31 protein-coding genes, 1 tRNA gene and 1 pseudogene are annotated in these 25,338 nt (G+C 66.0%); 16 read left to right on the top strand and 17 right to left on the bottom strand.

Annotated features, from left to right (window positions below; translation table 11 throughout):
- Positions 1-9: 9 nt before the first annotated feature.
- Together AAID08_RS20610 and AAID08_RS20605 are read right to left on the bottom strand one after the other, a co-directional pair.
- A complete protein-coding gene (locus AAID08_RS20610) occupies positions 10-717 on the bottom strand; it encodes a fumarylacetoacetate hydrolase family protein (protein WP_175166578.1) in 708 nt (235 codons plus the stop codon).
- Between the two features lie 240 nt (positions 718-957).
- Positions 958-1,863, bottom strand: coding sequence for an AraC family transcriptional regulator (locus tag AAID08_RS20605; RefSeq protein WP_144654623.1), 906 nt, complete (start codon positions 1,861-1,863; stop codon positions 958-960).
- Between the two features lie 170 nt (positions 1,864-2,033).
- Between AAID08_RS20605 and AAID08_RS20600 the strand changes: the two genes are divergently transcribed.
- Positions 2,034-2,462 carry a PaaI family thioesterase gene (locus AAID08_RS20600; protein WP_054503166.1) on the top strand — a complete coding sequence of 143 codons (429 nt, stop codon included), beginning with the start codon at positions 2,034-2,036 and terminating at the stop codon, positions 2,460-2,462.
- Positions 2,463-2,554: 92 nt separating this feature from the next.
- Here AAID08_RS20600 and AAID08_RS20595 read toward each other — a convergent pair whose 3' ends face one another.
- Positions 2,555-4,012: a phosphatidylserine/phosphatidylglycerophosphate/cardiolipin synthase family protein gene (locus AAID08_RS20595; RefSeq protein WP_054503165.1), complete on the bottom strand. Its 1,458-nt coding sequence runs from the start codon at positions 4,010-4,012 to the stop codon at positions 2,555-2,557.
- Between the two features lie 233 nt (positions 4,013-4,245).
- On the opposite strand from AAID08_RS20595, the gene AAID08_RS20590 reads away from it, so the two are divergent.
- Positions 4,246-4,321: transfer RNA gene (locus AAID08_RS20590), tRNA-His, on the top strand.
- Positions 4,322-4,337: 16 nt separating this feature from the next.
- Here the strand turns inward: AAID08_RS20590 and AAID08_RS20585 are convergent.
- The 3 genes from AAID08_RS20585 to AAID08_RS20575 form a co-directional block, all read right to left on the bottom strand.
- On the bottom strand, positions 4,338-4,916 hold the full coding sequence (locus AAID08_RS20585; RefSeq protein ID WP_244976802.1) for a hypothetical protein: 579 nt from the start codon (positions 4,914-4,916) through the stop codon (positions 4,338-4,340).
- Complete coding sequence (locus tag AAID08_RS20580; protein WP_175166579.1) at positions 4,916-5,110, bottom strand: hypothetical protein; 195 nt, start codon at positions 5,108-5,110, stop codon at positions 4,916-4,918. The genes AAID08_RS20585 and AAID08_RS20580 overlap by 1 nt, the downstream gene beginning before the upstream one ends.
- A 244-nt stretch (positions 5,111-5,354) precedes the next feature.
- Entirely contained in the window at positions 5,355-5,732 is a 378-nt protein-coding gene (locus tag AAID08_RS20575; RefSeq protein WP_175166580.1) for a helix-turn-helix transcriptional regulator, read from the bottom strand.
- 214 nt (positions 5,733-5,946) lie between these two features.
- Here AAID08_RS20575 and AAID08_RS20570 point away from each other — a divergent pair.
- The 11 genes and pseudogenes from AAID08_RS20570 to AAID08_RS20520 all read left to right on the top strand — a co-directional run.
- A pseudogene (locus AAID08_RS20570) lies at positions 5,947-6,201 on the top strand (DUF1376 domain-containing protein); the annotation flags it as partial.
- Positions 6,202-6,652: 451 nt separating this feature from the next.
- Positions 6,653-6,946 carry a hypothetical protein gene (locus AAID08_RS20565; protein ID WP_395757850.1) on the top strand — a complete coding sequence of 98 codons (294 nt, stop codon included), beginning with the start codon at positions 6,653-6,655 and terminating at the stop codon, positions 6,944-6,946.
- Positions 6,924-7,637 carry a hypothetical protein gene (locus AAID08_RS20560; protein ID WP_175166582.1) on the top strand — a complete coding sequence of 238 codons (714 nt, stop codon included), beginning with the start codon at positions 6,924-6,926 and terminating at the stop codon, positions 7,635-7,637. Before AAID08_RS20565 ends, AAID08_RS20560 begins: the two co-directional genes overlap by 23 nt.
- Complete coding sequence (locus tag AAID08_RS20555; RefSeq protein ID WP_116791981.1) at positions 7,634-7,825, top strand: hypothetical protein; 192 nt, start codon at positions 7,634-7,636, stop codon at positions 7,823-7,825. The genes AAID08_RS20560 and AAID08_RS20555 overlap by 4 nt, the downstream gene beginning before the upstream one ends.
- A gap of 4 nt (positions 7,826-7,829) precedes the next feature.
- On the top strand, positions 7,830-8,072 hold the full coding sequence (locus AAID08_RS20550; RefSeq protein ID WP_144654629.1) for a helix-turn-helix domain-containing protein: 243 nt from the start codon (positions 7,830-7,832) through the stop codon (positions 8,070-8,072).
- Between the two features lie 73 nt (positions 8,073-8,145).
- Complete coding sequence (locus tag AAID08_RS20545; protein WP_395756845.1) at positions 8,146-10,140, top strand: hypothetical protein; 1,995 nt, start codon at positions 8,146-8,148, stop codon at positions 10,138-10,140.
- A complete protein-coding gene (locus AAID08_RS20540) occupies positions 10,140-10,661 on the top strand; it encodes a hypothetical protein (protein WP_175166584.1) in 522 nt (173 codons plus the stop codon). Before AAID08_RS20545 ends, AAID08_RS20540 begins: the two co-directional genes overlap by 1 nt.
- 8 nt (positions 10,662-10,669) lie before the next feature.
- Positions 10,670-10,921, top strand: a complete 252-nt coding sequence (locus tag AAID08_RS20535) for a hypothetical protein (RefSeq protein WP_144654632.1) — start codon at positions 10,670-10,672, stop codon at positions 10,919-10,921.
- Complete coding sequence (locus AAID08_RS20530; protein WP_338077835.1) at positions 10,918-11,412, top strand: glycoside hydrolase family 108 protein; 495 nt, start codon at positions 10,918-10,920, stop codon at positions 11,410-11,412. The genes AAID08_RS20535 and AAID08_RS20530 overlap by 4 nt, the downstream gene beginning before the upstream one ends.
- Positions 11,412-12,014: a hypothetical protein gene (locus AAID08_RS20525; protein WP_162876633.1), complete on the top strand. Its 603-nt coding sequence runs from the start codon at positions 11,412-11,414 to the stop codon at positions 12,012-12,014. Before AAID08_RS20530 ends, AAID08_RS20525 begins: the two co-directional genes overlap by 1 nt.
- A 116-nt stretch (positions 12,015-12,130) precedes the next feature.
- On the top strand, positions 12,131-12,442 hold the full coding sequence (locus tag AAID08_RS20520) for a hypothetical protein (protein ID WP_144654633.1): 312 nt from the start codon (positions 12,131-12,133) through the stop codon (positions 12,440-12,442).
- 74 nt (positions 12,443-12,516) lie between these two features.
- Here AAID08_RS20520 and AAID08_RS20515 read toward each other — a convergent pair whose 3' ends face one another.
- From AAID08_RS20515 to AAID08_RS20505, 3 genes are all read right to left on the bottom strand, one after another.
- Entirely contained in the window at positions 12,517-12,810 is a 294-nt protein-coding gene (locus AAID08_RS20515) for an addiction module antidote protein (protein WP_116791987.1), read from the bottom strand.
- A gap of 73 nt (positions 12,811-12,883) precedes the next feature.
- Positions 12,884-13,177 (bottom strand): type II toxin-antitoxin system RelE/ParE family toxin, encoded by a 294-nt coding sequence (locus AAID08_RS20510; protein ID WP_116791988.1) that lies wholly within the window; start codon positions 13,175-13,177, stop codon positions 12,884-12,886.
- Between the two features lie 619 nt (positions 13,178-13,796).
- Positions 13,797-14,714: an alpha/beta fold hydrolase gene (locus AAID08_RS20505; RefSeq protein ID WP_395757835.1), complete on the bottom strand. Its 918-nt coding sequence runs from the start codon at positions 14,712-14,714 to the stop codon at positions 13,797-13,799.
- Between the two features lie 112 nt (positions 14,715-14,826).
- Here AAID08_RS20505 and AAID08_RS20500 point away from each other — a divergent pair, with 112 nt between their 5' ends.
- Positions 14,827-15,411 carry a CGNR zinc finger domain-containing protein gene (locus AAID08_RS20500; RefSeq protein WP_054503308.1) on the top strand — a complete coding sequence of 195 codons (585 nt, stop codon included), beginning with the start codon at positions 14,827-14,829 and terminating at the stop codon, positions 15,409-15,411.
- A 134-nt stretch (positions 15,412-15,545) separates the two neighbouring features.
- Entirely contained in the window at positions 15,546-15,914 is a 369-nt protein-coding gene (locus tag AAID08_RS20495; RefSeq protein ID WP_395756844.1) for a VOC family protein, read from the top strand.
- A gap of 50 nt (positions 15,915-15,964) precedes the next feature.
- On the opposite strand, the gene AAID08_RS20490 is transcribed toward AAID08_RS20495, so the two are convergent.
- The 7 genes from AAID08_RS20490 to AAID08_RS20460 are packed head-to-tail and all read right to left on the bottom strand — an operon-like array spanning position 15,965 to position 23,236.
- Positions 15,965-16,924, bottom strand: a complete 960-nt coding sequence (locus AAID08_RS20490; protein ID WP_254607660.1) for a 2-hydroxyacid dehydrogenase — start codon at positions 16,922-16,924, stop codon at positions 15,965-15,967.
- Position 16,925: 1 nt separating this feature from the next.
- Positions 16,926-17,627 carry a GntR family transcriptional regulator gene (locus AAID08_RS20485; RefSeq protein ID WP_231132984.1) on the bottom strand — a complete coding sequence of 234 codons (702 nt, stop codon included), beginning with the start codon at positions 17,625-17,627 and terminating at the stop codon, positions 16,926-16,928.
- Between the two features lie 5 nt (positions 17,628-17,632).
- On the bottom strand, positions 17,633-18,634 hold the full coding sequence (locus AAID08_RS20480) for a biotin-dependent carboxyltransferase family protein (RefSeq protein WP_116791990.1): 1,002 nt from the start codon (positions 18,632-18,634) through the stop codon (positions 17,633-17,635).
- Positions 18,631-19,398, bottom strand: a complete 768-nt coding sequence (gene pxpB / locus AAID08_RS20475) for a 5-oxoprolinase subunit PxpB (RefSeq protein ID WP_064526104.1) — start codon at positions 19,396-19,398, stop codon at positions 18,631-18,633. The genes AAID08_RS20480 and pxpB overlap by 4 nt, the downstream gene beginning before the upstream one ends.
- Positions 19,395-20,426 (bottom strand): ABC transporter ATP-binding protein, encoded by a 1,032-nt coding sequence (locus AAID08_RS20470; RefSeq protein ID WP_064526107.1) that lies wholly within the window; start codon positions 20,424-20,426, stop codon positions 19,395-19,397. The genes pxpB and AAID08_RS20470 overlap by 4 nt, the downstream gene beginning before the upstream one ends.
- Position 20,427: 1 nt before the next feature.
- Positions 20,428-22,134, bottom strand: a complete 1,707-nt coding sequence (locus tag AAID08_RS20465) for an ABC transporter permease subunit (RefSeq protein WP_082401953.1) — start codon at positions 22,132-22,134, stop codon at positions 20,428-20,430.
- A gap of 52 nt (positions 22,135-22,186) precedes the next feature.
- The gene (locus tag AAID08_RS20460; RefSeq protein ID WP_175190088.1) at positions 22,187-23,236 is read right to left on the bottom strand and encodes an ABC transporter substrate-binding protein; all 1,050 of its coding nucleotides are present in this window, start codon (positions 23,234-23,236) and stop codon (positions 22,187-22,189) included.
- Between the two features lie 144 nt (positions 23,237-23,380).
- On the opposite strand from AAID08_RS20460, the gene AAID08_RS20455 reads away from it, so the two are divergent.
- Complete coding sequence (locus tag AAID08_RS20455; RefSeq protein ID WP_054503157.1) at positions 23,381-24,157, top strand: LamB/YcsF family protein; 777 nt, start codon at positions 23,381-23,383, stop codon at positions 24,155-24,157.
- On the opposite strand, the gene AAID08_RS20450 is transcribed toward AAID08_RS20455, so the two are convergent.
- Positions 24,151-25,089, bottom strand: coding sequence for a LysR family transcriptional regulator (locus AAID08_RS20450; RefSeq protein WP_054503156.1), 939 nt, complete (start codon positions 25,087-25,089; stop codon positions 24,151-24,153). The genes AAID08_RS20455 and AAID08_RS20450 overlap by 7 nt on opposite strands.
- Between the last annotated feature and the right edge of the window lie 249 nt (positions 25,090-25,338).

The raw sequence follows: 25,338 nt of genomic DNA, 5'->3' as shown, positions 1-25,338 counted from the left end.
CGCCGCGCATCACACGATGCGGATGCTCAGTTCCGGCAGGCCGTCCACGTGCGCCACGATCACATCGCCGCGCACCACCGGGCCGACGTTCTCCGGCGTGCCCGAATAGATCAGGTCGCCGGGAAACAGCTCGAACGCCTGCGACAGCCGCGAGATCTGCTCGGCCACCGACCAGATCATGTGCGACAGCGTGGCCTGCTGCTTGCGCTCGCCGTTGACCGCCAGCCAGATGTCGCCTTCCTTGTAGTGACCGGTCTGGGCTACAGGATGGATCGGGCCGATCGGCGCAGCGTGATCGAAGCTCTTGCCGATCTCCCACGGCTTCTTCTGGTCGCCCATGCCGCGTTGCAGGTCGCGCCGCGTCATGTCCAGCCCCAGCGCGTAGCCGTAGACGCAGTCCAGCGCCTTGTCCAGAGGAATGTCGCGGCCGCCCTGGGACAGCGCCGCGACCAGCTCCACCTCGTAGTGGTAATTCTGCGTCAGCGGCGGGTAGGGATGGTCGGTCACCGTGTCCGGCAACACCACCTGGATCGCGTCCGTCGGCTTCTGGAAGAAGAACGGCGGCTCGCGGCTCGGGTCCGAACCCATCTCGATGGCGTGGGCGGCGTAGTTGCGGCCGATGCAGTAGATGCGGCGCACCGGAAAGCGCAGCGCGCTGCCGGCGATCGGCACGGTGGTCTGCGCCACGGTAAACGGGGTTTGGACGGCCTGGGTCATCGCGGGTCTCCTGAAGGTTGCGAGGGTTGCCGCCAGCTTAGGTCGGCCTGGCCTGCCCGGCCTGGAGACGATTACGCAATCCGTGGACGATTCCACGCATTTCGCCGCGCGTCCTGTCGTGTCCTTTTTGCGCGGCTTGTGGCGGGTAGTCGCCCAGGGTGGGGGCTTCGCAGCGGGTCGACCTTACCGCCGGCGGCCTCACCGCGCCTCACTGGGCATCGGCCCTGCCGCGCCTCGGCTTCACCGCGCCTCCGCCTCGCCGCCGCGCAGGCGCTCGCGGTAGCCGGTCGGGCTGACCCCTTCCAGTTGGCGGAAGCGGCGCGAGAAATAGGCCTCGTCCGCGAACCCCGCCGCATGCGCCACCTGCGCCACCGTGCGCGCCGTGTGCGCCAGCAGGTCGCGCGCCAGCGCCATGCGGCGCTCGGCCACCAGCTCGGTGAAGGTCTTGCCGGTCTCTTTCTTGAGCAGGTGCGCCAGGTAATTGGGCGACAGGAATGCCGCCGCCGCCGCGTCGTTCAGCGTCAGGTTCTCGGCCAGGTGCGCGCCGATGTAGGCCAGCACCCGCCGCACGCTCTCGCGCCGGCTGCTGCCGGCATGGTGCCGCGCCAGGTGCAGCAGGTCGGCCTCGTAGCGGCCGCAAACCAGCCCGATCAGTTGCAGCATCAGGCCGCGGATGACCGTCGTCGACCCGAACCCGCGGCGCCGGTTCTGGTCCGTCAGGCGTCCGATCAGCGTCTCGGCCTCGGCCAGCCCGTCCGCGTCCAGCGCGAAATCCAGGTACTCCTGGAACAGGAACGGCGCCAGCGCCGGCGCCTGCGCCATCGGCACGTCCTCCAGGTCCAGCGGATCGACCGCCAGCTCCGGCCACAGGAAGCGCTGCGCGAAATTGATGATGACGTAGCGCGCGCCCGGCGGATGCGGCACCAGGTGCACCCGGTACGGCAGCACGAAACTCAGCCCCCCGCGCGGAAACGGCCGCGTGGTGCCGCTGATGGTCTGGCGCGTGTCGCCCTCCAGGTTCACCTGGATCTGGAAATACTCGTGCCGGTGCGGCTGCTCCAGCGGTTCGCGCACCTGCTGCGCGCGGATATCGAAATCGAAATAGTCCGCGCGCTCGGCCATGCCGTAGGTCTTGATGCGGTTCATGCGGGCGGTGAAGAAAGGGGCAATTGCATGGGAAGACTGTAGCGCCGGCGCGACGCCGGCGCCAGTTGCGCCGGATATTGTCCGTTCACCGGTCGCCAGGCGCCGCCGCTGGCGCGCGCCCGGCGGTTTGCGCTACCGTGGGGCATTGCGCAGCGCACCTTTCCCTCGCCATGACAGACACCATTCCCGCCGGCTTCGCACCCTGGCTTCCCAGCAGCCAATTCATGCGCCACCTGGCGGACCTGGGCGGCTTTTACCGGCGCGACGCCGACGACGTGCTGGCCATGCGCATTGGCACGGCCCACGGCAACATGCATGGCATGGCCCACGGCGGCCTGCTCGCCACCCTGGCCGACAGCGCGCTCGGCTTCGTCATCGCTCACCAGTGCCAGGCGTCGGTCGTCACCGCGCAGATGTCGGTCGAATACCTCAACGCCGTCATGCCCGGCGACTGGCTCGAAGCCCACGTCACCATCGACAAGCGCGGCAAGCGCCTGATCTACGCCACTTGCCACCTGAAAGTGGACGAACGCCTGGTGCTCAAGGCCAGCGCCGTCTTCGCCGTGCGCCAGGCTGCGGTGCCCACCTCGGACGGCTGAACGGTCGGCTTGCCCTTGGGCCGATGGGGCCGCCGTGGCTTCGCCCCACGCCGCGGAATCGGCGGCGGCAAGCCGCCGGCGCTGTCACCGGCCTACAGATACGGCGTCGCCAGCCAGATCACCTTGTTGCGCAGCCTCTTGGCGAACGGCGCCTGCTGCAGCTCCTCCAACGTCTGGCGGCGCCCCGCGGCCACCTGCGCGTCGATCCGGGCGCTCACCCAGCGCGCCACGTCCACGTCGTAGATCTCGGTATCCAGCTCGAAATTGAGCCGCAGGCTGCGCGGATCCAGATTCGACGATCCCACGTAGGCCCAGCCGTCGTCCACCGTCATCAGCTTCGAGTGGTCGAACGCTCCTCGCGAGCGCCATACCCGGCACCCCGTGCGCACCACCTGGTCCAGTTGCGCCGTCATGGCGTAATCGACCAGCCGCAGATTGTTCTTGCCCGGAATCACGATATCCACCACCACCCCCCGCCGCGCCGCCGTCGCCAGCGCGCCGATCAGTGGCTGATCGGGCAGGAAATAGGGAGACTGGATCCGCACATGCCGCTGCGCCACCGCCAGCGCACCCAGCAGGATGCTGTGCGCGCTGCCCATGGCGCGGTCCGGCCCCGACGGCACGCAGCGCATCGGCACCGCGCCATGCGGCGGCTGCGCCTGCGGATCGAACCATGGCTGCGCCGGCAGCGACTCATGCGTCGTGAAATTCCAATCGTGCGCGAACACCGACATCAGTTGCGTCACGATCGGCCCTTCCACCCGGAAATGCGTATCGACGTTGGTCGCCGCGCCCGACAGCGCCGTCACGAACGCCGCCCGCACATTCATGCCGCCGGTGAAACCGATGCGCCCATCGACCACCAGCACCTTGCGGTGGCTGCGCAGGTTGGCGTACGGCATGCGCAGCACGCCCAGCGGATTGGTCATGAACCGCGCCACCGGCACCCCGCCACGCGCCAGCATCCGCACGATCGGCGGCCGCGAATACTTGGCGCCGATCGCGTCGATCAGCACCCGCACCTGCACCCCGCGCTCCCGCGCCTCGATCAGCGCCTGCGCCATCTCGCGTCCGATCGCGTCGTTGTCGAAGATGTAGCTTTGCATCGCCACCGCGTGCCGCGCCTCGCGGATCGCCCGCAGCATCGCCGGATAGGCTTCATCGCCGCCGGCCAGCGGCTGCACCGCATTGCCGCCCAGCAACCGGAACCGGCTGACGCGGTCCCCCAGCACCTTCAGCGACGCAAACTGCGGCCCGGAGATCGGCGCCACATCCACGCTCGGGGTCTCCACCAGCGCCGCGTCCACCAGCATCGCCTCGTCGCGCTGCTGCGACAGCCGCGTCTTGCGGATCCGATTGATCCCCGCCACGAAATAGACGGCCGCTCCGAACAACGGCGAAAACAGCGCCAGCCCCACCCAGCCGATGGCCGATCGCACATCCTGCTTGGTCATGGCCGCATGCACCGCCGCGCCCGCGCCCGCCACCACGCTGAGGGTGAACACCATGTGGGGCCAGTAATCGATCAGTAGTTGGTGTATGCGATCCATAGCAACGGCGAAGCGCGGGCCTCCAGGGAATGATCCGAGCGCCAAGGATAGCAAGGCCCGCGCACGAGCGCGGCGGGCCGCGCGCGGATTTGTCACGCGGCGAGGGGAGGAAGGCTCCCGTTGGCCCGCCGAGGTGTCATCCGTTTTACACGCCTCAAAAAAACGTGCTAGAATTCGGCCTCTTTGCAGTTGAGCACGAAACTTGTCGTGTCAACGGCGAAGCAGATCAAGTGGTGGCTGTAGCTCAGTTGGTAGAGTCCCGGATTGTGATTCCGGTTGTCGTGGGTTCGAGTCCCATCAGCCACCCCAAAGAATTCAAATGAAATCAGGCACTCGCGCGAAAAGCGGAGTGCCTTTTTTCTTTTCCGGATGGTGGCAAGATCCGGCCATGGTGGCATGCGTCAGGCGCTGCCCTTGATCTTGACGACGCGCCGGCGGTCGTACACCTGCCTGGTGGTGGCGGGGTTGGCGTGGGTTTCCGGGTTCTCATCCCGGCCCACCAGGACGGTCGCATAGTAGGCGCGCATAGTAGGCGCGCAGAGTAGGCGTGCAGGTCGTGAAAGGCGAACCGCTCGCGCCCCGGCGCCTTGATCCTGTCGGCCATGATCTTCGACCAGAGCGCCTTAAAGCCCTGCTCGGTGTACGGCTGCCCCTCCCGGTTGGTGAACACGAACATCGATTCCGGGATGGCCGACTTGCCGTCCCGCGCTTTCCGGTCCAGGTTCGCAAGCTCGGCGAACAGGTGGCGCAGCGCCGGCGTCCATTCGATCAGCCCGCGGCGGAGGGCGTCGCCCGCCTTGGCCTTGGCGAACCCCACCACAATACCGTCCTGGCCGAGGTCAGTCCTGCGCAGATTCAGGAACTCTGCGCGGCGCCGGCCGGTGAGCGCGACGAACTTGGCCATCAGCCGGCGGTCGGATGGACGAGGTGGCCCGCCGCCTTGCCGGCCTTGGCGTAAGCGGTGACGGCATCGATCAATTCGCTGAATTTGCCGCCCGCCGAGTCCATGATGGGCAGCAGTTCGCCGTCTTCAGTGATCTCGTCGGGCGAGATCAGGCTGTTGGGCGTCAGCCCTGCGCTGACGGATTGAGTAACCACCCTGGTGGCTTCCTAAAAATTACCTGTAGGTAAGTTTTATAGAAATACCTGTAGGTAACCTTGGTGGGAGGCGAAAGTAGGACTCTTCCCCGCGCTAGGCGATAGGACCAGATTTAAGAATCAATCTATTACGATTAATTCATGGCACATCACATCGCCAATGCCAAAGGGGCATGCGGAGCATGCTGGTTCCTATGGGGAGTGGTGCTCGGCCCGTTGGCGCTGTTGGCCACGATTGGGACGCCTAGGCGCTCTTCTTGGTGTTTTCCACGCCAGGTGCGTGCGTGTCGCCGAATGCTTCCACTTGCCTGGCAACCCATTGTTCGATGCCACGGCGTTGTTCGGGAGTAAGCGACTCATACGCCGCTCGGCTGACGCTAGGGAAGGGCCACGCGGTAGTATCGGCGAGCCCGTCAAACCAATACGCGGGAAGGTCCAGGGATGTCTCGAATTCTCGGACGATTTCTTCGCCCAGCTTTTTATTCCCGCTGATGATGCGGGAGACATAGTTGGCTGGCTTGCCTACCGCAGTAGCGATCGCGGCTTGTTTGCCGCCGAACCGGTCTTCCATCAGGGTCCGAAAGCGCTGCAGGCGGACTGCGTGGATATCGTCAATTTTCATGGTGTGAAGTGTTGCCTGAGAGCTACCCGCAGGTAAACAACCTGCGGGTAATTTTTCTTGTCTAAATAATTACCTTTAGGTAATATTCTGGGGTGAGTCAACAATCCCTATCCCGAACAAGAGTGCCTGTGGAGCCTCTGCTTCAGTGTTTGCGGAAGACCCCAAAACTGGAAGCGCAGGTGCGCTGTCGCCCCTTCGCGTATGGGAGGGCGGCATGACGGCACCCCTGACACCACCCGATTGCGATCTGCGGGACTTCCCGTTCATGCCGCTGTATGTCCAGCAACTGCGTGACAGCAAGCTCACTACTGCGGTGAAGCCCGACCGTGCATTTCTCGCCGTGATCCTCTGGTGCGCGTCATGGCACCAGGTGCCCGCCGCGTCATTGCCTGACGATGACACGGAGCTGGCGAAACTGGCCGGCTTTGGTTTCGTCGTGAAGGAATGGAAAAAGTACCGAGAGGGTGCCTTGTACGGCTGGATCAAATGCGACGACGGCCGTCTGTACCACCCCGTGGTTGCTGAAAAGGCGCGCGACGCCTGGGCCGCGAAGAATGCGCAGCGCTACAAGACGGAGTGCGCGCGCATCAAGAAGCACAACCAGCGGCACGGGACAGGCATTCAATTTCCGGCGCTGGAAGAGTTCTTGTCCCCCGAATATGCCGATCCAGTCCCCAAGGACATGAAGCAATCGTCCCGAGGGACAAAAAACGAGTGTCCCCAGGGACGAGATGGTGGTGTCCCTCGGGAAACAGCATCCAAGGGACAGGGAGAGGGATATATAAAAGATAGTGTGGGGAACGCGCGCGCGAGCGGCGACGACTACCTGCCCAACCCAACCCCCCCACGGGACCGTCGCCAAGGCGCTGCGCGCTGCCGGCGTTCAGGTTCTCCCCAGCCAGCTCGACTTCCGCGCCTGGGTGGACAAGGGCCTGACGGCCGACGAAGCCCTGGCGGGCCTCGCCGTGGCGCGCCAGTCCAAGCCCCCGCCAGAAGCCATCCCCTGGGCCTACCTTGCCAAGGTGCTGACGGCTCAGCGCCAAGCCGCGCAGCAAATCCCGGAGAAGGGCGCCCCTCCGCAACGCCCTCCCAGCGCCAACGAACGGCGCGCCGCCTGGAACGCCAAATTGCAAAACGTCATTGCCAACGCTGGCGCACAGCCGTGGCACGAAATCGACATGGGAGTTATCGATGCAACTGGTACACGCGACTGAAGTGCCGCCTCCGGTTCCCGTGGCCTGGGCCGCTCGCGTGATCGAACGCATGCAGGCCTTGTACGGCGCGAAGTTCGCCCAGCAGTGGGAGGGTATCGAGCCTGCCCGCCTTGCCGAGGCCTGGGCGCAGGAAATCGCCGACTACACCGCCGAGGAAATCCAGCGCGGCCTGGCGTCCTGCCGAGGGCGAACCTTCCCGCCCACGCTGCCCGAGTTCCTGGGCCTGTGCCGTCCGACCTTGAACCCCGAGACGGCCTACCACGAAGCCGTGGCAGGCATGTCCGCCCGCTCGCGCGGCGTCATCGGGCAATGGTCACACCCTGGCGTGTTCTGGGCTGCCCGGCGCGTTGGCGCGTACGACCTGCTCAACATGGGCTGGCAGGCCATTCGCGGCCGCTGGGAGTATGCCCTGCGCGACGTGATGGCCCAGGGCAAGTGGGAACCTGTTCCCCACCCGCGCCAGCGCCTGGCCGCGCCTGGCGGCACTGTTTCCACCCGCGAGGAATCCCTGGCATTCCTGCGCGAGATCAAGGAGCGCACCGGCGGCGGTTTGCCGCCGGCCGTCGCGGATCACCGCTCCTGGGCCCATCGCCTCGTTGCCCGGGCCCGGAAGGACGATTCCGTTTCCCTCACCGTGCTGCGCATGGCCCAGCGGGCTATCGCCGCACCCATTGGCGCGAGCAGCGAATGAAGACACCACAAACCCTCACCCAATCCCCGGCGTTGCCTCTCTCCACGCTGTTGCCGCCGGAAGCAGTGCGCGTGTTGCAGCAGGCGGCACGGACGCCCATCACGCGGGCCGATCCGCTGGCGCGGGTCAAGGCCATCGAGAAGGCCTGCGAGCGGGTCAGGCTGGGCAACCCCGATTTTTTCCGGTGAACCCGTGCGCAAGACCGTGGCGGTCAATGAGGCGGGGTTGCGCGTTGGCGAAGACCACCCGCGCGCCAAGTACACCGACGGCGAGATCGCCATGGTGCATGCCTTGCGGGATGCGGGGTGGGGCTATCGGGCCATCGCCAAGAAGCTGGAGATGCCCCGGTCCACGGTGCGCAACATCTGCCGCGGGACGCAGCGCTGCCAGACCGCCGTGCGCGTCAAGGTCATCGCCAGTAAGCAATGCGGGTAGCGCCCATGCCAGGGGGGCCTATACCGGACCGCCTGGGGGCTAGTCTTGCGATGGTTTCTCAGAGGTTCGTACCATGCCTATCCAAAATACCCGCAGGGTCTGCGGGCCATATGCCTGCGATGGCCAGATCACGCAGTTTCCATTCGACTTCAAAGTGTTCGAGGGCGAGCAAGTCGCGGTTCAGGTGGGCGACGCGCTCGACAGGGCCAGGTCGCTGACCTTCGGCGCGGACTATAGCGTCGCACTCAACGATGACCAGGACGCCCATCCCGGCGGAACGGTGACGCTGCACACCGCCTACGCTCAGGAATACCGGGTCGCGATCATCAGCGACGTTCCCAATACCCAGCCCGACACGTTGATCAACCTGGGCGGGTTCGATCCGAAGGTGATCGAACGCGCGCTTGACCGGTTGGAGGCGCAGGTTCAGCAGGTCGATTCGATCGCGCAGCGCTCGGTGCGCGTACCGATTTTCAGCAACACCAAGCCCGATGATCTCTGGCAGGAACTGAAGAACGACACGCGTGAGGCAAAGCTGGCGCGTGAAGAGGCGCAGGGGTGGGCCGATAGCGCCCTTGGGCACGCCCGGTCAGCCGCCTCCAGCCAGCAAGCGGCCGAGGCGAGCTGGAGCAGCGCGGCCTGGCACTCCGCCAGGGCCTGGAAAAGCCAGGAGCAAGCGACGGCATCGGCAGCCGCTGCGCAAGGATCGGCGGACAGAGCTGCTGCGAGCGAGAGCGCTGCCGAACTACATGAACTGGCGGCCAGCAACCACGAAATCAAAGTCAGCGAAGACGCCGCCAACGCGCTCGGCTACGCCAACGAAGCCCGTGTCAGCGCGGCCGCCGCCAAAGAAAGCGAGACAGCGGCCGGGGCCTTCTCGACAGCGGCCAAGAATCACGCCCAAGGATCCCTGGACAGCCAGGTGATGGCGGCCAGCGCCCGCGATGCCGCGCAAACGTCCGCTGCGGCGGCTGCGAAAAGCGAGACAGCCGCGCAAGGATGGGCGAACCAAGCCAAGGCGAGCGCAGCCCTGGCGGATGACTGCATCCCACTCAGTCAAAAGGGGGCCGCCAATGGCGTGGCAGGCCTGGACGACAGCCGGCGAGTCCCCGAACTGAACAGCCGATATCCCGGCGTGCAGACGCTGCTGAACGGGACTGACTTCGACACCTGCCTGACCAGCGACGACTATTACATCAGGACCGCAGGCCCGAACGCCCCGGACGGCTTCCCCGGATTTGGCCTGCTGCGAGTTCGCACGTACGGCGAACTGACGTTGCAGGAACTGGTGCGGTGGAGCAATACCACCCACCGGTGGTGGCGGACGCGGATCAGCCATGACGGAACGTGGGGGCCTTGGCGCAAGGTGGTGGCCGAGGGCGAAGCGATGCGCCGCGTACGCCTGTTCGCCGCAACCGACGCCAACACGCTGATCGAAGACAACGTGAATTATGCCTGGTCCAACTCAGTCGTCATGGGCGTCAATTTCCCTAACATCAGGGGCGCGGGCTATCTGCTGTCCTATCACATGGCAGGCGACCTTTTCGCCCAGGAACTGACGATCCTCAGCACGGGCCGTAAGCCGTATTGCTTCCACCGGTTAGGCAATCCTCAGACCAATATCTGGCAACCCTGGCGGGTGACGGGTGCCTTCAGTAGCCCCAATTCCATGCCCAATTGGGACGCGGGCGACATCTACGTGGACGGCATTGGCTGGCACCGCTGGAATGGAACGAGGTATATGGCCGCTGTGGCCGCTGGCGCCTTGGGGCCGGGGCAAATGCTGACCGATGTGACACATTCCCGTTCGTTAAGTGTCGTCTACACCAATAGCACAGAACAGCCCATTATGGTCTATGTGCGGGTCGTGGCTAGAGGGGCCGGAATCCAGTCATTTCTGGCACTGCAAGTAGGCACCCCAATGGATACGGTTGCTGTCTGCCGCACCACACCGTCCATGGCAACTGGCGAATATATAACAGTCTCGACACTCGTCCCGCCGGGTGAGCAATATATGGCCGCCTTCAGTGACGGAGTGACCCTCGATATGTGGAAGGAGTACCGATAATGCAGACCTTCAAAGACACCGCAACCGGTCAATTCTGGCAATTCGAGGACGACGTGATTGCCGACAATTCGTCCGGCGCGTACCTGTTTTACCAAGCGGTCGCACCGCAGATGCCCGAAGACGGCGCTGACAGTGACAGCAGTGACGCCAGCAGCCCGTCCGCCCCGGCGCGCGGCACGCAGTTGAGCGTGCCGCCAACGCTCGAACCGGCCAATATCGAAGACATGCCCGCGCCCGATCCTGCCGCAAATCCACCGCAGGCTGTCACCCGCTACCAATTGCGCGAAGCGATGCGGCTGACGCCGTGGCCGCGGGACGACCGGCCGGATTGGACGCTGTTCGATGCTTTCGAGGCGATGATGAATGATCCGGCCACGCCAGCGTATTACCGCCGCGCTTGGGACGAGCTGCAAACCGTCGAGCATGGCAGCGCCATGTTCAACGCGGCGGCGGACGTACTGGGAATTGATCAGGACAAGCGGGACGACTTGTTCCGCTTCGCGGCCACGCTGAAAGCATAAAAGCAACTATGAACGAACAACGTGAAACGCAGGTCTGCCAGCAAGCGGCCGACCTTGCCGTGAAGAAGTTCTTCGCCATTCTGGGCGTGGATGTGGACGTGCCGGAACAGGTCGAAGAATTCCGCGCTGATCTGCGCTTTGGCAGAAAACTGCGCAAGGTCGCCGATCAGGGAACCGTTGCATTTATCGGCGTGGCCGCGGCCGCGCTGGCCGCTGCATTGTGGGCCGGCATCGTGTCCAACATCACAGGCGGCAAATGATGAATTTTGATACTGCATTCGATCGTCTGATCGGCCATGAAGGGGGTTACGCGAGCCACCCCGACGATCCGGGCGGCGAAACCAATTGGGGCATCACGCTGCGCACCGCGCGTGAGGCTGGCTACACCGGCTCCATGCGTACCCTGACGCGCGAGCAGGCCAGGGAAATCCACCGGGCTGCCTATTGGCGCCGCGCCAAGGCCGAGCAATACGACGGCGCGATCGCGTTCCAGGTGTTCGACGCTGCCGTCAATCACGGAATCGGCCAGGCCATCCGCTTTTTGCAGCGGGCGGTGGGCGTGGCTGACGATGGGATCGTCGGCCCGGCGACACTGGCGGCGGTGCGCGCTGTGCCCGTCGCGAATGTGCTGGCGCGCTTCAATGCGGAGCGTCTGGATTTCTACACGAAGCTCTCGACCTGGCCGGCCTTCGGCAAGGGCTGGGCGCGGCGTGTGGCGGGCAACCTGAAGTATGCGGCGGAGGATGCGTGATGGACTGGAAGGATTTGGCGGGTGTCGTCAGCAAGGCCGCGCCCGTGCTCGGCGGCATCCTGGGCGGGCCGGCCGGCGTTGCCGTGGGCGGCCTGGTGGCTACGGCGCTGGGCACCGATGCGTCGCCGGATTCCGTGTCGGCGGCCATCCTGCGAGACCCCCAGGCCGCTATAAAACTCAAGGAGCTGGAAACTAATTCTCGGGTGCAGCTTCAGCAGTTGGCGGTGACGGCCGAACAGAACCGGCTCCAGGCGGCGGCAGCGCAGCACGCCTCCCAGGCGGCCGACCGCGGCAGCGCCCGTCGCTTGGCCGCGCAGCAACCCAGGGATTGGGTGCGCCCGGCCGTCACCGTCCTGTTGCTGCTGGGCGCGGCGGGCATCGTCTTCTTCGTGTTCTCCGGCATGGCCGAGGGGCTGCTGCGCGATGCCACCGCCAGCCTGACCATTGGGACCGTGATCGGGTATTGGTTCAATGAACTTAAGCAGGTGCTGGCGTTCTGGTTCGGGACGACCGGGGAGACGCAACGGGCCAACGCCGAAGTGCGCCAGTTCGCCGTGTCGCCGGGCAGTGTCACGTTCCCGGATGACGCCGGGGCCCGCTGAGCGGCATTTGACGAGCATAGCCGCATTTATACGAGGCGCCTCGTTGCGATACCCGAGCCGACGGGTAATGGCATGCTTAGATCTGTGACAAGCCCTGTAGGAAGGAAGAATCACGAATGGAAGGTAGCACCGACTCAAAATTCACTCAAGCGTCCCAGGCGCCGGAGGTTGCCTATCTGCCTACCGCCGACCTGCAGCCAGTGAAGAATGCCGCGCGGCGAGGACGGCTGCCCCGCGGGGTAGCTTCGATCCGTAAACCTGCTGCTGCTGCTGCTGCTGCTGCTGCTGCACCAGCGGAGCGGGTTGCGCAATCAATGACTGATCCTATTGAAGCCGTACGGCAGATGTTGGCCTCGATGCAGGCATCGCTGAATTTCGCGATGGCCGTGATCGCGGAATACGAGAAGGCTCCGCGGCGAGCGGGGTAGGGGTGGTCATCGGAGGCCGGCGCGAGAGTATCAACTCTCCGACGGATGCGCTTGGAAAATGTGCCTGTTTAGATCTAGGCCGCAGACGCATGCAGGCGCAATCCGAGCGCGCGCGCCACCTTCAGGATGGTGGAAAAGTCCGGGGCACGTTCACCAGATAATGCCTTGTATAGGCTCTCGCGCGACAGACCGGCGTCTTTCGCTACCTGGGTCATGCCTTTAGCCCGAGCAATATCGCCAAGCGCCTTTGCAATGAATGCTGCATCACCGTCACTTTCTTCGATGCAGGCGTCCAGGTAGAGCGCCATTTCTTCCGGCGTCCGCAAACGCTCCGCAATGTCGTATTCGCGTGTCTTCAGTTTGATCATGAATTGCTCCGGTCGTTGTTGGAGCGGCCTCGCTTAATGGCTCGATGTCGTCTTGCCGTCAAGCGGCGCATGCTTACAGTTGATCCGCTAATTCATAGGCAACGGCAATATCTCGCTGCTGGGTGGATTTGTCGCCGCCAACAAGCAGGACTACGATTGTTCCGTCCCTTCGTTCCGTGTAATAGACACGGTAGCCAGGTCCTACGTCGATACGCAGCTCGGAGACCCCATGCCTCAAGTTGCGATGATCGCCGGGGTTTCCATGGGCCAGTCGCTGTATGCGTGCTTGAATGCGCGCGCGGCCCGCAAGATCCTTAAGTTTTGCTTCAAAGGCATCGTAGACTTCGGTCGTCAGAATTGTCTTCATGCGATGTGATCATGGTATCTGTCCGCGAAAGCCTAGATACGAGTTTTATTGTAGCCTACCGGCTACAGAATGTTCAAGCTACTTGTGCCGTTTGCCATGCAATCGGTCACTCGTACACCCACAGCCTGGATCAGGCCGGCGATGCCCAGGGGCGGGCCGTCGGCCCGGGTGAACCGGGTAGCGACCGAGGTCTTGCTCCGGTACGCCATGCCACCAGTTTCCAGCGGAGACCCGCATAAAACCTAGAAATTGCGCCGGATTGTGATTCCGGTTGTCGTGGGTTCGAGTCCCATCAGCCACCCCAAAGAATTCAAATGAAATCAGGCACTCGCGCGAAAAGCGGAGTGCCTTTTTTCATTTCCGGATGGTGGCAAGGCTGGCATGGGCTGCGAGGTTCTCGTGCCGCCAGGCCGGTCCCTACGAATGTCGCGGTGTGGCGCAATGGCTGGAGGGCTTCGTCGCTGAGGGCAGTTGACAGAGCCGAGGGGCAACACGGTGCGGGAGATGTTGGGCGCAGGTCGGGTCGACGTGCGCGAACGGGCCCGCCGCCCGGGCCGGGATGTGAAGCGCGTTCACCAGGATGCGCGCGCGCTCGTCGAGCTATCCGCCCGTCGCAGGATCACCCCACATTCCGATCCAGGAACTCCCGGATCACCCCGCCAATCTCCGCCCCATGCGTCTCCAGCGCCAGGTGCCCCGTGTCGTAGAACCGCACGTCCGCGCCCGGGATGTCCCGCTTCCACGCCTCGGCGCCGGCGGGCAGGAAGAACGGATCGTTCCTGCCCCAGACGGCCAGCAGCGGTGGTTGGTACTCGCGAAAATACGCCTGGAACGCCGGGTACTTTGCCACGTTCGACGCGTAGTCCAGCAGCAGGTCCAACTGCACCTCGGCGTTGCCCGGGCGGGACACCAGATAGCTTTCCAGCGCGATCGCATCGGGCGCGACCAGGGTCTTGTCGGGCACGCCTTCGAGATACTGCCATTCGATGGAAGCCGGCGTCGGGAAGTCGCGCAGCGCCTCGCGATTGGCCTGCGACGGCTCCTTCCAGTACCGCTGGATCGGCGCCCAGCCCTGGCCCAATCCTTCCTCGTAGGCGTTGCCGTTCTGCGAAATGATGGCGGTGATGCGGTCGGGATGCGCCGCCGCGAGGCGCCAGCCCACCGGCGCGCCGTAGTCGAACACCTGGATGGCGTAGCGGTCCAACCCGAGCTGCTGGGTGAACTGGTCGATGGTCCGGGCCAGTTGGTCGAACGTGTAGGCGTACTCGCCGCGGGCGGGCGCTTCGGTGAAGCCGAAACCCGGCAGGTCCGGCGCGATGACGTGGTACTTGTCCGCCAGCATCGGAATCAGATTGCGGTACATGAACGAGGACGCGGCATAGCCGTGCAGCAGCAGCACCGTCGGCGCGTCGGGCGCGCCCGCCTCGCGGTAGAACACCTTCACGTCGCCCACCTGCTCGAAGCGGTGGCGGACCTGGAGGCGGGCTGCCTGCGTGTCGCCAGCCTGCGCCAGCGCCGCCAGTCCGGCCGCGCCCATCGATGTCTTCGTGGTCATGACTAATCTCCTTGTAACCGATAAATTTGATTTAAAAGGTTACTCATGATTTTGGTAACTGGTCAATTTATTTTTTATGGGTTACATTGGACGCATGCTGGAAACCGCCAAAAACCCGAAGGCCCCGCTGTTCGTCGGAGACGACCTCGCGCTCGATTTCATCAATAGTGAATTCGGGGTGGGGGCGGCGCATCACGATTGCTTCGTCGACGACGAGGCCGTGCTGGCCTGGCTGAAGCTCGCCGGGGTGCTGCCCGAGGACGTCGGCGCCGCGCCCAAGGGGTTGAAGACGCTGGCCCTGCGGCTGCGCGACAACGCCAGGTCGCTGGTGCATGCCGCCAAGCAGGAAGGGGCCTCGGATGCCAGCGTCGTCAACCAGGTGCTCCAGGCGGGGCGCGCGTCCAAGGAACTGCGGTGGGATGACGCCAGCGCGTCGTTCAAGGTGGTGCGTCAGCGCCGTCGCGACGATGCTGCCAGCTTTCTCGAACCCGTCGCGCAGGCCGTCGTCAGGCTGCTGACCGACACGCAGCTCGAACTGGTGCGGCAATGCGAGGCGCACGACTGCACGCTGATGTTCCACGACAAGACCAAGTCGCACCGGCGCCGCTGGTGCAGCATGGCCCTGTGCGGCAACCGCATGAAAGTGGCGGCGTTCCGCTCGCGCAGGAAAGGGGAATGATCCCCGCGGAGATCTCGCGCCGGGCGCGGGCGCTTCGCCGGACGAGCGCTGCCGCCTCGCGCGTGGGCCCGAAAATCGGTCGGCCCGAACGCCTGTGACGGTATGCGCCGATGGCGACGACAACGGAGAAAAACATGTTTGATCATATCGGTTTTGGTGTCAGCGACATGGTTCGGAGCCGCGAGTTTTTTCTCAAGGCGTTTGCGCCGCTCGGCGTAGGGCTGGCCATGGAGGGGCCGGCAAGCATCGGCCTGGGCAGGCAGGGCAAGCCATCGCTGTGGTTGTATGCGCAATCCCGCGTCAGCGCGCCCTTGCATATCGCCATTGCCGCCGATTCCCGGGAACAGGTGGACTTGTTCTACGCCGCGGCGCTGGCGGCCGGCGGAAAAGACAACGGTCCGCCGGGCCTGCGTCCTCACTATCATTCCAATTACTATGCGGCTTTCGTGATCGGGCCGGATGGGCACAACGTCGAAGCCGTCTGCCATCGGCCCGTGGATTGAATCCGCCGTTGGGGCGGCGATTCGGCGTCCTGCTCAGCCAGCCACGCCGCCTATAGCGGCGTCAACAACGCTTGCCCCGCATACAGCCGCCGCGCATTCTCCAGGAACTTGTCCACCATCCGTTGCATCGCCTCGGGCGACCAGCCAGCGACGTGCGGCGTCACGACCAGGTTGGTGAGGTCGGCAAGCCCGGCGGGCAGCAGCGGCTCGCCTTCATAGACGTCCAGTGCCGCGCCGGCGATGGTCTGGCGGCGCAGCGCGCGTTCCAGGGCGTCGGTGTCGACGACGCTGCCGCGCGCGATGTTGATCAGGTATCCCTTCGGGCCGAGCTGCGCGAGCATGGCGTCGTTGATGAGGTGGCGGGTCGAGTCGCCGCCGGGAACGGCCACGAGCAGCACGTCGGCCCACTGCGCCAGCTCCATCACGGACGCAAAATAGCGATGCGGCGAGCCCGCGCGCGGGCCGCGGTTGTGGTAGCCGACCTGCATCTCGAAGGCCTGCGCCCGCAACGCCACCTTCTCGCCGATCCCCCCCAGGCCGATGATGCCCAGCTTCTTGCCCGACACATTGGGTGGAAGCGGCAGTTGCGTGCGCCAGGCGCCTTGTCGCGTCAGTTGGTCCAGGCGCGGAATGCCGCGGATGATGGCGATCATCATGCCCATGGCGTGGTCGGCGACACAACTGTCGTTGGTGCCCGCGCCGTTGGCGACGGGGATGCCGCGCCGCCGCGCGTGTGCCAGGTCGATTCTCTCGTGGCCGGCGCCCATGGAGTACACCAGCTTCAGGTTGGGCAAGGCGTCCATCTGGTCGGCGGTCAGGCCGATGGCGCCGATGGTCATCACCACCTCGACCCGCGGCGCATGGTCGGCGACGGCTTGGGCGTACTGCTCCGGCGTCGGGGCGAAGACGACCTCGAAATGGCGGGCGATCTGGTCCCGGTCGCCTTGCGTGACCGGATTCATGATGATGAGCAGGGGCTTGGGGCAGGGCATATCGGTGGAGCAATCCATGTCAGATCTCGGTGTGCCGCGCGACCAGGCCGATGCGCACGTTGCAGAGATGCGCCTGCATCGCGGCGCGCGCGGCGTCCGGGTTGCGGTCCAGGATCGCCTGCAGGATGGTCATGTGTTCTTCGCAGCCTGGAATCAGCCGCTCGGGTGCGCCGTTGCGGTCGAAGCACCGCGCCTTGATGCGCAGGTCGTGGATTGCCTGCGCCATCAGCCTGTTGCCGCTGGCCTGGGCGATGCTGTCGTGCAGCAGGTTGTCGATGCGATGGTTCTCTTCGTGGGTGGTCTGCCGCCGCCGCCGGATCTCGCTGACCTGCTCCAGCAGGGCAGCGGCTAGCTCCGGCGGCATGCGGGTGGCCGCCGCCGCCGCGGCGTCGCCTTCCAGCAGCACGCGCATCTGGAATATCTCGAGGTATTGGCGCAGCGTCGGCTCGGGCACGATCAACTGGCCGCGGGCGGTGCGCACGGCGAAGCCGGCGCCGATCAGGCGGCTCATCGCTTCGCGCAGCGGCGTGCGCGATACGCCCAGGGCGCTGGCCAGGTTGCGCTCCTGCAGGGGCTGGTTGATCGGCACCTTGCCGAGCTGGATCATGTCCAGCAGGGTCGAATAGGCCTCGTCGACCAGGTCGCGCGCGTCCTCGGCGGGCGTCGCGGCGGTCGCCAGGGACGGGCTCGATGGGCTTTCCGTGGCGGGAAGGATGGACATGGGGATCATGGATACAGTAAGGGGAAAATGGGAAAGTTCGGATCGGCCCGCAATGCGGTCTCGCGGGCGCTGATCCAATCCGAATAGTCGCGCCAACGCCGCACGGCCTGCGCGGGTTCCAGCGCCTCGAAGCGCAGCGGCTGGCCCGGCCGCATCTGCGCCAGTCGCGGCAGGTCGGCCGAAATGACGGTCGCTATCTTGGGGTAGCCGCCGGTCGTCTGGCGGTCGTTCATGGCGATCAGGGGCTGCCCCGCGCCCGGGATCTGAATGCTGCCTGCCGCAATGGGATCGGTGATGATGTCGGCCCCCCGGGCATGCGCGATGGCGGGACCCGTCAGGCGCAGGCCCATGCGGTCCGACTGCGGGGCCAGGTGATACGTGGCGCCCAGAAACCGCGCGATTTCGCCGGGCGCGAAATGATCCTGCTGCGGACCGAGGACGACGCCGATCGGCCCGTCCCGGTAGAACCACTGGGCCTCTAGGGCCGTCAGCCAGCGCCGCGGCGACCGGCGCCGGCCCGCGCCGGTCGCCAGCAGATCGCCGCGGGCCAGCGCGCGTCCGTCCAGGCCCCCGAGCCGGGCGCGCGTCAGGGTGGAGGCGCTGCCCAGGACCGGCGTGACGGCGATGCCTCCGCCGACAGCCAGATAGCCGCGCACGCCGCGTTCCAGCGGGCCGATGGTCAAGCTGGCGCCCGCGGGCACGCGGTGCGATTGCCAAGGGGCCAGCGCGCGCGCGGGCGAAGTGCCGATCGCGCCCACGTGCAGTGCGGCGCCGCCGGCGAAGGCGATGACGCAGTCCGCGCCCAGCACCCGCAGCCGGCCGCCCAGCAGTGTGAACTCCAGCGCGGCGGCGTCGGGCGCGTTGCCGATGAGCGCGTTGGCAACGCGCAGTGCGCCCGGATCCATGGCGCCGGAAGGGGGCACGCCCATGTGCTCATGGCCGGGGCGGCCGAGGTCCTGCACCGTGGTCAGCATGCCGGGCGCTTCGACGAGCAGTCGCGCGCTCATGGGTCGACTCCGGGACCCGGTTGCGGACGATGGGCGGGATCGTCCTGCCAGGCGGCAAGGCGTTCGAACGTCGCCTCGTCGATGGGCCGGAACACGATCTCGTCGCCAGCCTCGAACAGAAAGGGGTTGGCGTGGCGCAGATCGAAGCTGCGCCACGGCGTGCGGCCGATCAGGTGCCAGCCGCTGGGGCCAGGCACCGAGGCGATGGCGGTCTGCTGGCCGCCGATGTTGATGCTGCCGGCTGGCGTATGCGCGCGCGGCATGGCCCGGCGCGGGGTGTGCAGGACGGGATCCAGGCCGCCCAGATAGGCAAAGCCAGGCAGGAATCCCACCATGTAGACGCGGTAGACCGGCGCCGTGTGGCGCGCGATGAGCTGCGCGGGGTCGAGCTGATGTTGCCGCGCGATGGCCAGCAGATCCTCGCCGTGTTCGCCGCCGTAGCAGACGGGCACCTCCCAGCGGCGCGGGACGGGCGCCGGCGCCAGCGCGCTGGCGTCCAGGCTGCGCGCGATCAGGTCGCGCACCGCGTCATGTTCGATTGCCAGCGGATCGAAGCCCACCGCCAGCGAGCGGTACGCCGGCACCACGCTCGACAGGCCGGCGGTCTTGCGCAGGCGCTGCCGCAGGACGTGCGCCAGCGCCAGCACGCGCGCGTTGGTCTCGGCGTCGATGTGGTCGGCGAATTCGACCAGCAGCGTGCTGTCGCCCGCGGCCACGATGCGTGGCGCGCCCGCGCCGCCGGAAGAAGGCGTGGCGGGCGTCATGCTGCGCTGGCGAATGCCATGGCGTCGGTCGGATGGAAGCCCCAGGTCACCGCCTGGCCAGGCGTGCGCTGGACCGTGTCCAGGTCCAGCGGCGCATAGGCCAGGATCACCTTGTCATAGGCTTCGATGAAGACTTTCCAGTGCGCGCCGCAGAAGGTCGAGGCCACCACCTTGCCGGCATGGCGCTGGTCGCCGCCCGCCAGGCGGTTGCCCAGCCGCAGGTGTTCGGGCCGCACGCCTAGCACGCCGTCGTTGGCCGGCAGAAAATTGCACTCGCCCAGGAAGCCGGCGACGAACGCGCTGGCGGGCTTGCGGTACAGGCTTTCCGGCGAGCCGGCCTCGACGATGCGGCCCTGCTCCAGGATGACGATGCGGTCCGACAGGTTCATCGCCTCTTCCTGGTCATGCGTGACGAAGACCACGGTCAGGCCCAATTCCTGGTGCAACCGGCGCAATTGGAGCTGGATCGACTGGCGCAGGTTCTTGTCCAGCGCGCCGAGCGGTTCGTCCATCAGCAGGATGTCCGGCGTGAACACCAGCGCGCGCGCCAGCGCCACGCGCTGTTGCTGCCCGCCGGAAAGCGCGCCGGGCTTGCGGTCCGCCAGGGGCGCCAGGCTCACCAGGTCCAGCGCCTCTCCCACGCGGCGGCGGATGTCGTCGTCGTTCAGGCGCCGCATGCGCAACGCAAAGGCGACGTTCTCGAATACGCTCATGTGCGGAAACAGGGCGTAGTTCTGGAACACCATGCCGATGTTGCGGTCCGCGATCGGGGTGTGCGTGACGTCGCGTCGCCCGATCGTCACTGTGCCGGCGTCCGGATGCTCGAAGCCGGCGATGATCTTGAGCAGCGTGGTCTTGCCGGAGCCGGACGCGCCCAGCAGCGTGCAGAACTCCCCGCGCGCCACGGTCAGGTCTACCTCGGGCAGGGCGACCGAGTCGCCATAGCGCTTGTGGATGCCCGCGAGCGTCAGTTCCTTGCCCTGGCTTTCCGGCGGGCGTTGCGGGAGGATGTCGTTGGCGATATGCATGTCAGTGTTCCTTCTTCCTGCCGATCAGCAGGTTGGCGAGCAGGATCAGCGCCGTTGCCCCGACCAGCAGGCAGGAGGCGGAGATCACGGTGGGATCGAAGTCGTTGGCCAGTCCTTCGAACATCAGCTTGGGGAGGGTGCGGTTGCGTATGGTGGTCAGGAAGAGCGCCATGACCACGTCGTCGAACGAACTGACGAAGGCAAAGACGGCGCCGCCGATCAGGCTCGGGATCAGCGCCGGAAGCATGACCAGCCGGAACATCGTCGGCCAGGACGCGCCCATGCCCAGCGCGGCCAGCTCCAGACTGGGGTCCAGGCTGCGCAGCGCCGCGCGCATGGTGATGTAGACATAGGGGGCGGCCAGCACCGTGTGGCCCAGGATGACGGCCATGGAATTGGCGACCCAGCCCATGGGCGCGAACAGGTAGTACAGCGCCACCGCCGTGACGATGGCCGGCACCGACATCGGCACGATGAAGAAGGCATCCAGCCAACCCTGGCGACGCTTGGCCAACCGGCTGACCCCCAGCGCGGCGGCGGTGCCCAGCGCCGTGGCAAGCAGCGTCACGACCACGGCGATCCGCGTGCTGGAGGCCAGGGCCGACAGCCATTTGCCGTCGGTGAAGAAGTTCTCGTACCAGCGCAGGCCATAGCTGGGCGGCGGGAAAATCGGGAAATCCGTGGTGCCAAAGCTCATCGGGATGACCACGATGATGGGCAGCAGCAGGAACATGGCGCACGCCACGCCCAGAAGAGCCGACACCCGTCCGCCCGGCGTGCGGCGATATCCCGTGTGGTTGCTGCCCTTGCCGGAACTGGCGCTGATCAGGTTGTTCAGGCCGAACAGCCGGTTGAACAACCACAGCGACAGCAGCACCGTGGCGAGCAGCACGCCCGCCAGGGCCGAGGCCAGCCCCCAGTTGAGTTCTTCGGTGATGTTGTGCGAAATCAGTTCCGCCGCCATGCGCTGGGCCGGCCCGCCCATCAGCGACGGCGTGATGTAGTAGCCCACCGCGTTCATGAAGACGATGATGCCGCCGGCGACCGCGCCGGGGCTGGTCAGCGGCAGGATGACCTTGCTGAAGATACCCGCGGAGCCGGCGCCCAGGCCTTGCGCGGCCTGCACCAGGCTGCCGTCCAGGGACCGGAACGAGGCATACAGCGGCAGCACCACGAAGGGCATCAGCACGTGCGTCATGCCCACCATCACGCCGGTGAAGTTGTAGAGGAACGCCATGGGCTGGTCGAGGATGCCCACCGTCGTCAACAGGGTGTTCAACGGGCCGTTCTTGCCCAGCAGCGCGATCCATGCCGAAGTGCGCACCAGCGCGCTGGACCAGAAGGGCAGCAGCACCGCGAAGAACAGTACGCGCGCCACCGTGGGCGATACGGTCGCCATCAGGTAGGCCAGCGGGTAGCTCAGCACCACGCATGCCAGCGTGACCGCGGCGGCGATCGTGAATGTGTTGACCAGCACGATGCGGTAGATCGGCGTGTCCAGCAGGTGGCGGTAGTGCGCCAGCGTCAGGCCGCCATCTTCGCCCTTGAAGCCGTTGCCGAGCAGCCCCGCGATCGGGCCGGCGAAGAACAGCAGCAGGAACAGCAACAGCGGCAGCGCGGCGAGGGCCGCGACGCGGCCGCGCCGCGATGCCGCGCCAGGGCGGCGTCTGGCGACAGGCAGGGGGAGGGCTTCGGTGCTCGTAGTCATGGCTTCGGGACGCCGGCGCGCGCGCCGGCGTCGGGGTAGGTAAGCAGGAAGATCAGCGGGCGCGGACCTGGTTGTAGCGCTCCGTGATGGCGGGGCCGTTCGCGTCCCAGAACTCCGAATTCAGGAAGGTGCTGTGCTTGAGGCGTTCGGACGTCGACGGCAGGCGCTCCAGGCGCTTGGCGTCGATCAGGGGCAGGGCCTTCTCGGTGGTCGGGCCGTAGGCGATGTATTTGCTGAATTCGGCCTGGTGTTCGGGCTGGATCATGTAGTTCAGCAGTTTGATTGCCGCATCGCGATTGGGCGAACCCTTGACGATGGCGAAGTAGCCGACCTGGGCGATACTGTCGCCCCAGCCCATGGCGATGGGCAGGCCCGAGTCGATGCCGGCCTGGAAGCGGCCGTTCCAGCCCAGCGCCATCACCACTTCGCCGCTCGCCAGCGCGTTCACCGGTTCCGCGCCGTTCTTCCACCAGCGGGCGACATGGGGCTTGATCTCGTCGATCTTCTGGAAGGCGCGGTCCAGGCCCTCGGGCGTCGCCAGCACCTTGTACACGTCGGCAGGCGCGACGCCGTCGGCGATGAGCGCCGCCTCGATCACCGTCGCGGGGTCGTCCTGCAGGGTGCGCTTGCCCGGGAATTTCTTCACGTCCCAGAAGTCGGCGAACGTGCTGGGCTGCGGCTTCCCCGCCGGGAAGGCCTGGGTCGAGAAGCCGACGTTGGTGGCGAAGATCTCCGACGGCACCCCGTAGTCGTTGCGAGCGTTGGGGATCACGTGGTCCTGCTTGACCATGTCCGGCGTGATCTTCTCGAAGACGCCGAGCTTGATGCCGCGAGTCAGGCGGGCGCTGTTCTCGGTCACCACGTCCCACGTGATCGACTTGGTGTCGATCATGGCGCGGATCTTCGCGACCTGCGGATCCGTGTCCTCATGCACCGTGATGCCGGTCTCCTTGGAGAAGGGCTTGAGCCAGGCGTCGCGGATGGCGCCCTGGTAGTTGCCTCCCCAGCTCGCGAAATTGAGTTCGTTCGCCTGGGCCGCGCCCGTTGCCATCACCAGCGCGGCGGCAACGGCGCACGTGGCGTTCTTCCATGTGAAATTCATTGTTGGGACTCCATTCCATAAGAAAAGCGCGTTGGGTCGATCCGCCCGATCCCGGGCATTTCGCCTCGGCAATTCCTTGGCATGCAAATTGCATGCCAACGGTATGCCAAACATTCAAATCCGCTTTTTTCGGGAGTGCTTCAGATGCTCGACGTAGATCTCAATTCCGACCTGGGAGAGAGCTTCGGCCCCTACAGGATCGGCGCCGACGAGGCCATGCTGGACCTCATCACGTCGGCCAACGTGGCCTGCGGTTTTCACGGCGGCGATGCGTCGGTGATGCACCAAACCGCGGCATCCGCCCTGAAACGGGGCATCGACGTGGGCGCCCATCCGGGCTTCAACGACTTGTGGGGATTCGGCCGGCGCAAGATCATCGGCGACAGTCCGCAGACCCTCGGCGACATGCTCGCGTACCAGATCGCCGCGATGCAGGGCATGGCCCGCGTGGCCGGCCATCGGGTGACGCATGTGAAGGTGCACGGCGCCCTTGCCACGCAGGCTTTCGAGGATCGCGCGCTGTCCGAGGCGCTGGCCTGCGCCATGCGCGCGCTGGACCCGGATCTGGTGCTGGTCTGCACGCCCCATAACGAAACCGAGCGCGCCGCGCGCCGCGCGGGCATCCGCGTGGCCTGCGAGGTATTCGCCGATCGCCTTTATGGCGACAACGGCCTGACGCTGCCGCGCAGCGAGCCGGGCGCCGTGATCCACGACCCGGCCGCGGCGGCCGCGCAGGCGCTGCGCATGGTGCGCGAACAGGCAATCCGCACGGTGGGCGGAAAAGTCATCGCGATGCCGGTGCACACGATCTGCGTGCATGGAGACAACCCGCAGGGCGTGGAGATTGCGCGCGCCGTGCGTCTGGCGCTATTGGAAGAGGGCGTGCGGCTGCGGCCCATCTCGCAACTGGATTTTCAGTAGGCGGCGCCTTGCTGCGCCTGCCTGATCAGGGCCTTGATCACCGTGGCAAAGCGCTTGGTGGTGCTGGACAGCGGGCTGCTGGCCGGATGCAGCAGGTGGATGGCGTGGCCCAGCGCCGGTTCGGTGGGCAGCAGGATGAAATCCTTGCGGAAGTTCGGGTGATAGCCGAACGACTCGATCAGCGCCACCCCCACGCCCTGTCGCACCAGCGCCAGCGCTTCGGGCGTGGAGCGGATTTCGATCTGGGGCTGCACGGGCACGGGGCCGGAATGCAGAAAGCGGCTGGCCAGGCGCCCGAATGGCGTGTCCGCGCCATAGCCGATCAGCAGATGGCCTTGCAGGTCTTCGGCGCGCACATGGCTGCGCTTGGTCAGCGGATGGCCGCGCGGCACGGCGCAGCCCAGCCAACCCTGGCCGATTTCCTCGCTGACGATATTGGCGTTGACCGGCGGCGGCATCGAGGCGATGCCGAAGTCGGCCTGTCCGAGGAGCAGGTGCGGCAGCAGCGCGTCGAAGGCCAGCGGCCGATAGCGGATCGGCGTATCGGGATGCCGTTCGCGGAATTTCTGGATCGCGTGGGGGATGAGCCACTCGCTGAAACTGGGGCTCGAGACCAGGCTTACCGCGCCCGCCGCGCCCGCGCCCAGGGCGCCCGCCAGCTCGTTGAAGCGGCTGACGCGGCCGAAGATCTCCTCGGCTTCGGCAAACAGGCGGCGGGCCTCGGGCGTGGGATGCAGCCTTCCCTTGACGCGCTCGAACAGCCGATAGCGCAGGCGGTTTTCGGCCGAGGCCAGCAGCCGGCTCACGGCGGGCTGCGTGACCGACAGCATGCGGCCCGCTTCACTGAGCGAGCCGGTCAGCATCACGGCATGGAAGACCTCGATCTGGCGGAGCGTCAGCGCGCCGGGCGTGGCGGGGAGCGGGCAGGACATAAGGCGGGCGTCGAGGACGGGAATGCGTTGCCCGCCATTTTATTCCCCGGGGAATCCGCGCGGCGCGCGCGCCGCCGATTTCCCATGATGTTTTGCGCGCAGTCCATAACTAAATGCACAGTCCTGTTGGCTTTTCCGATGGCCGGGTGCGTAGGAAAAGATATTTGTTTTCATGGGCTTGCGAGCGCCGTGGCGCGTCGTCGGCGGCGGCGTGGCCAAGCGTGGGCCGTCTTTTCGCGCGGCCGACGC

The sequence above is a fragment of the Achromobacter sp. EB05 genome, assembly GCF_044232075.1.
Classification (GTDB): Bacteria; Pseudomonadota; Gammaproteobacteria; order Burkholderiales; family Burkholderiaceae_B; genus Achromobacter; species Achromobacter dolens.
Note: the sequence above shows the minus strand (reverse complement) of the source record. Positions and strands in the feature narration are given on the sequence as shown.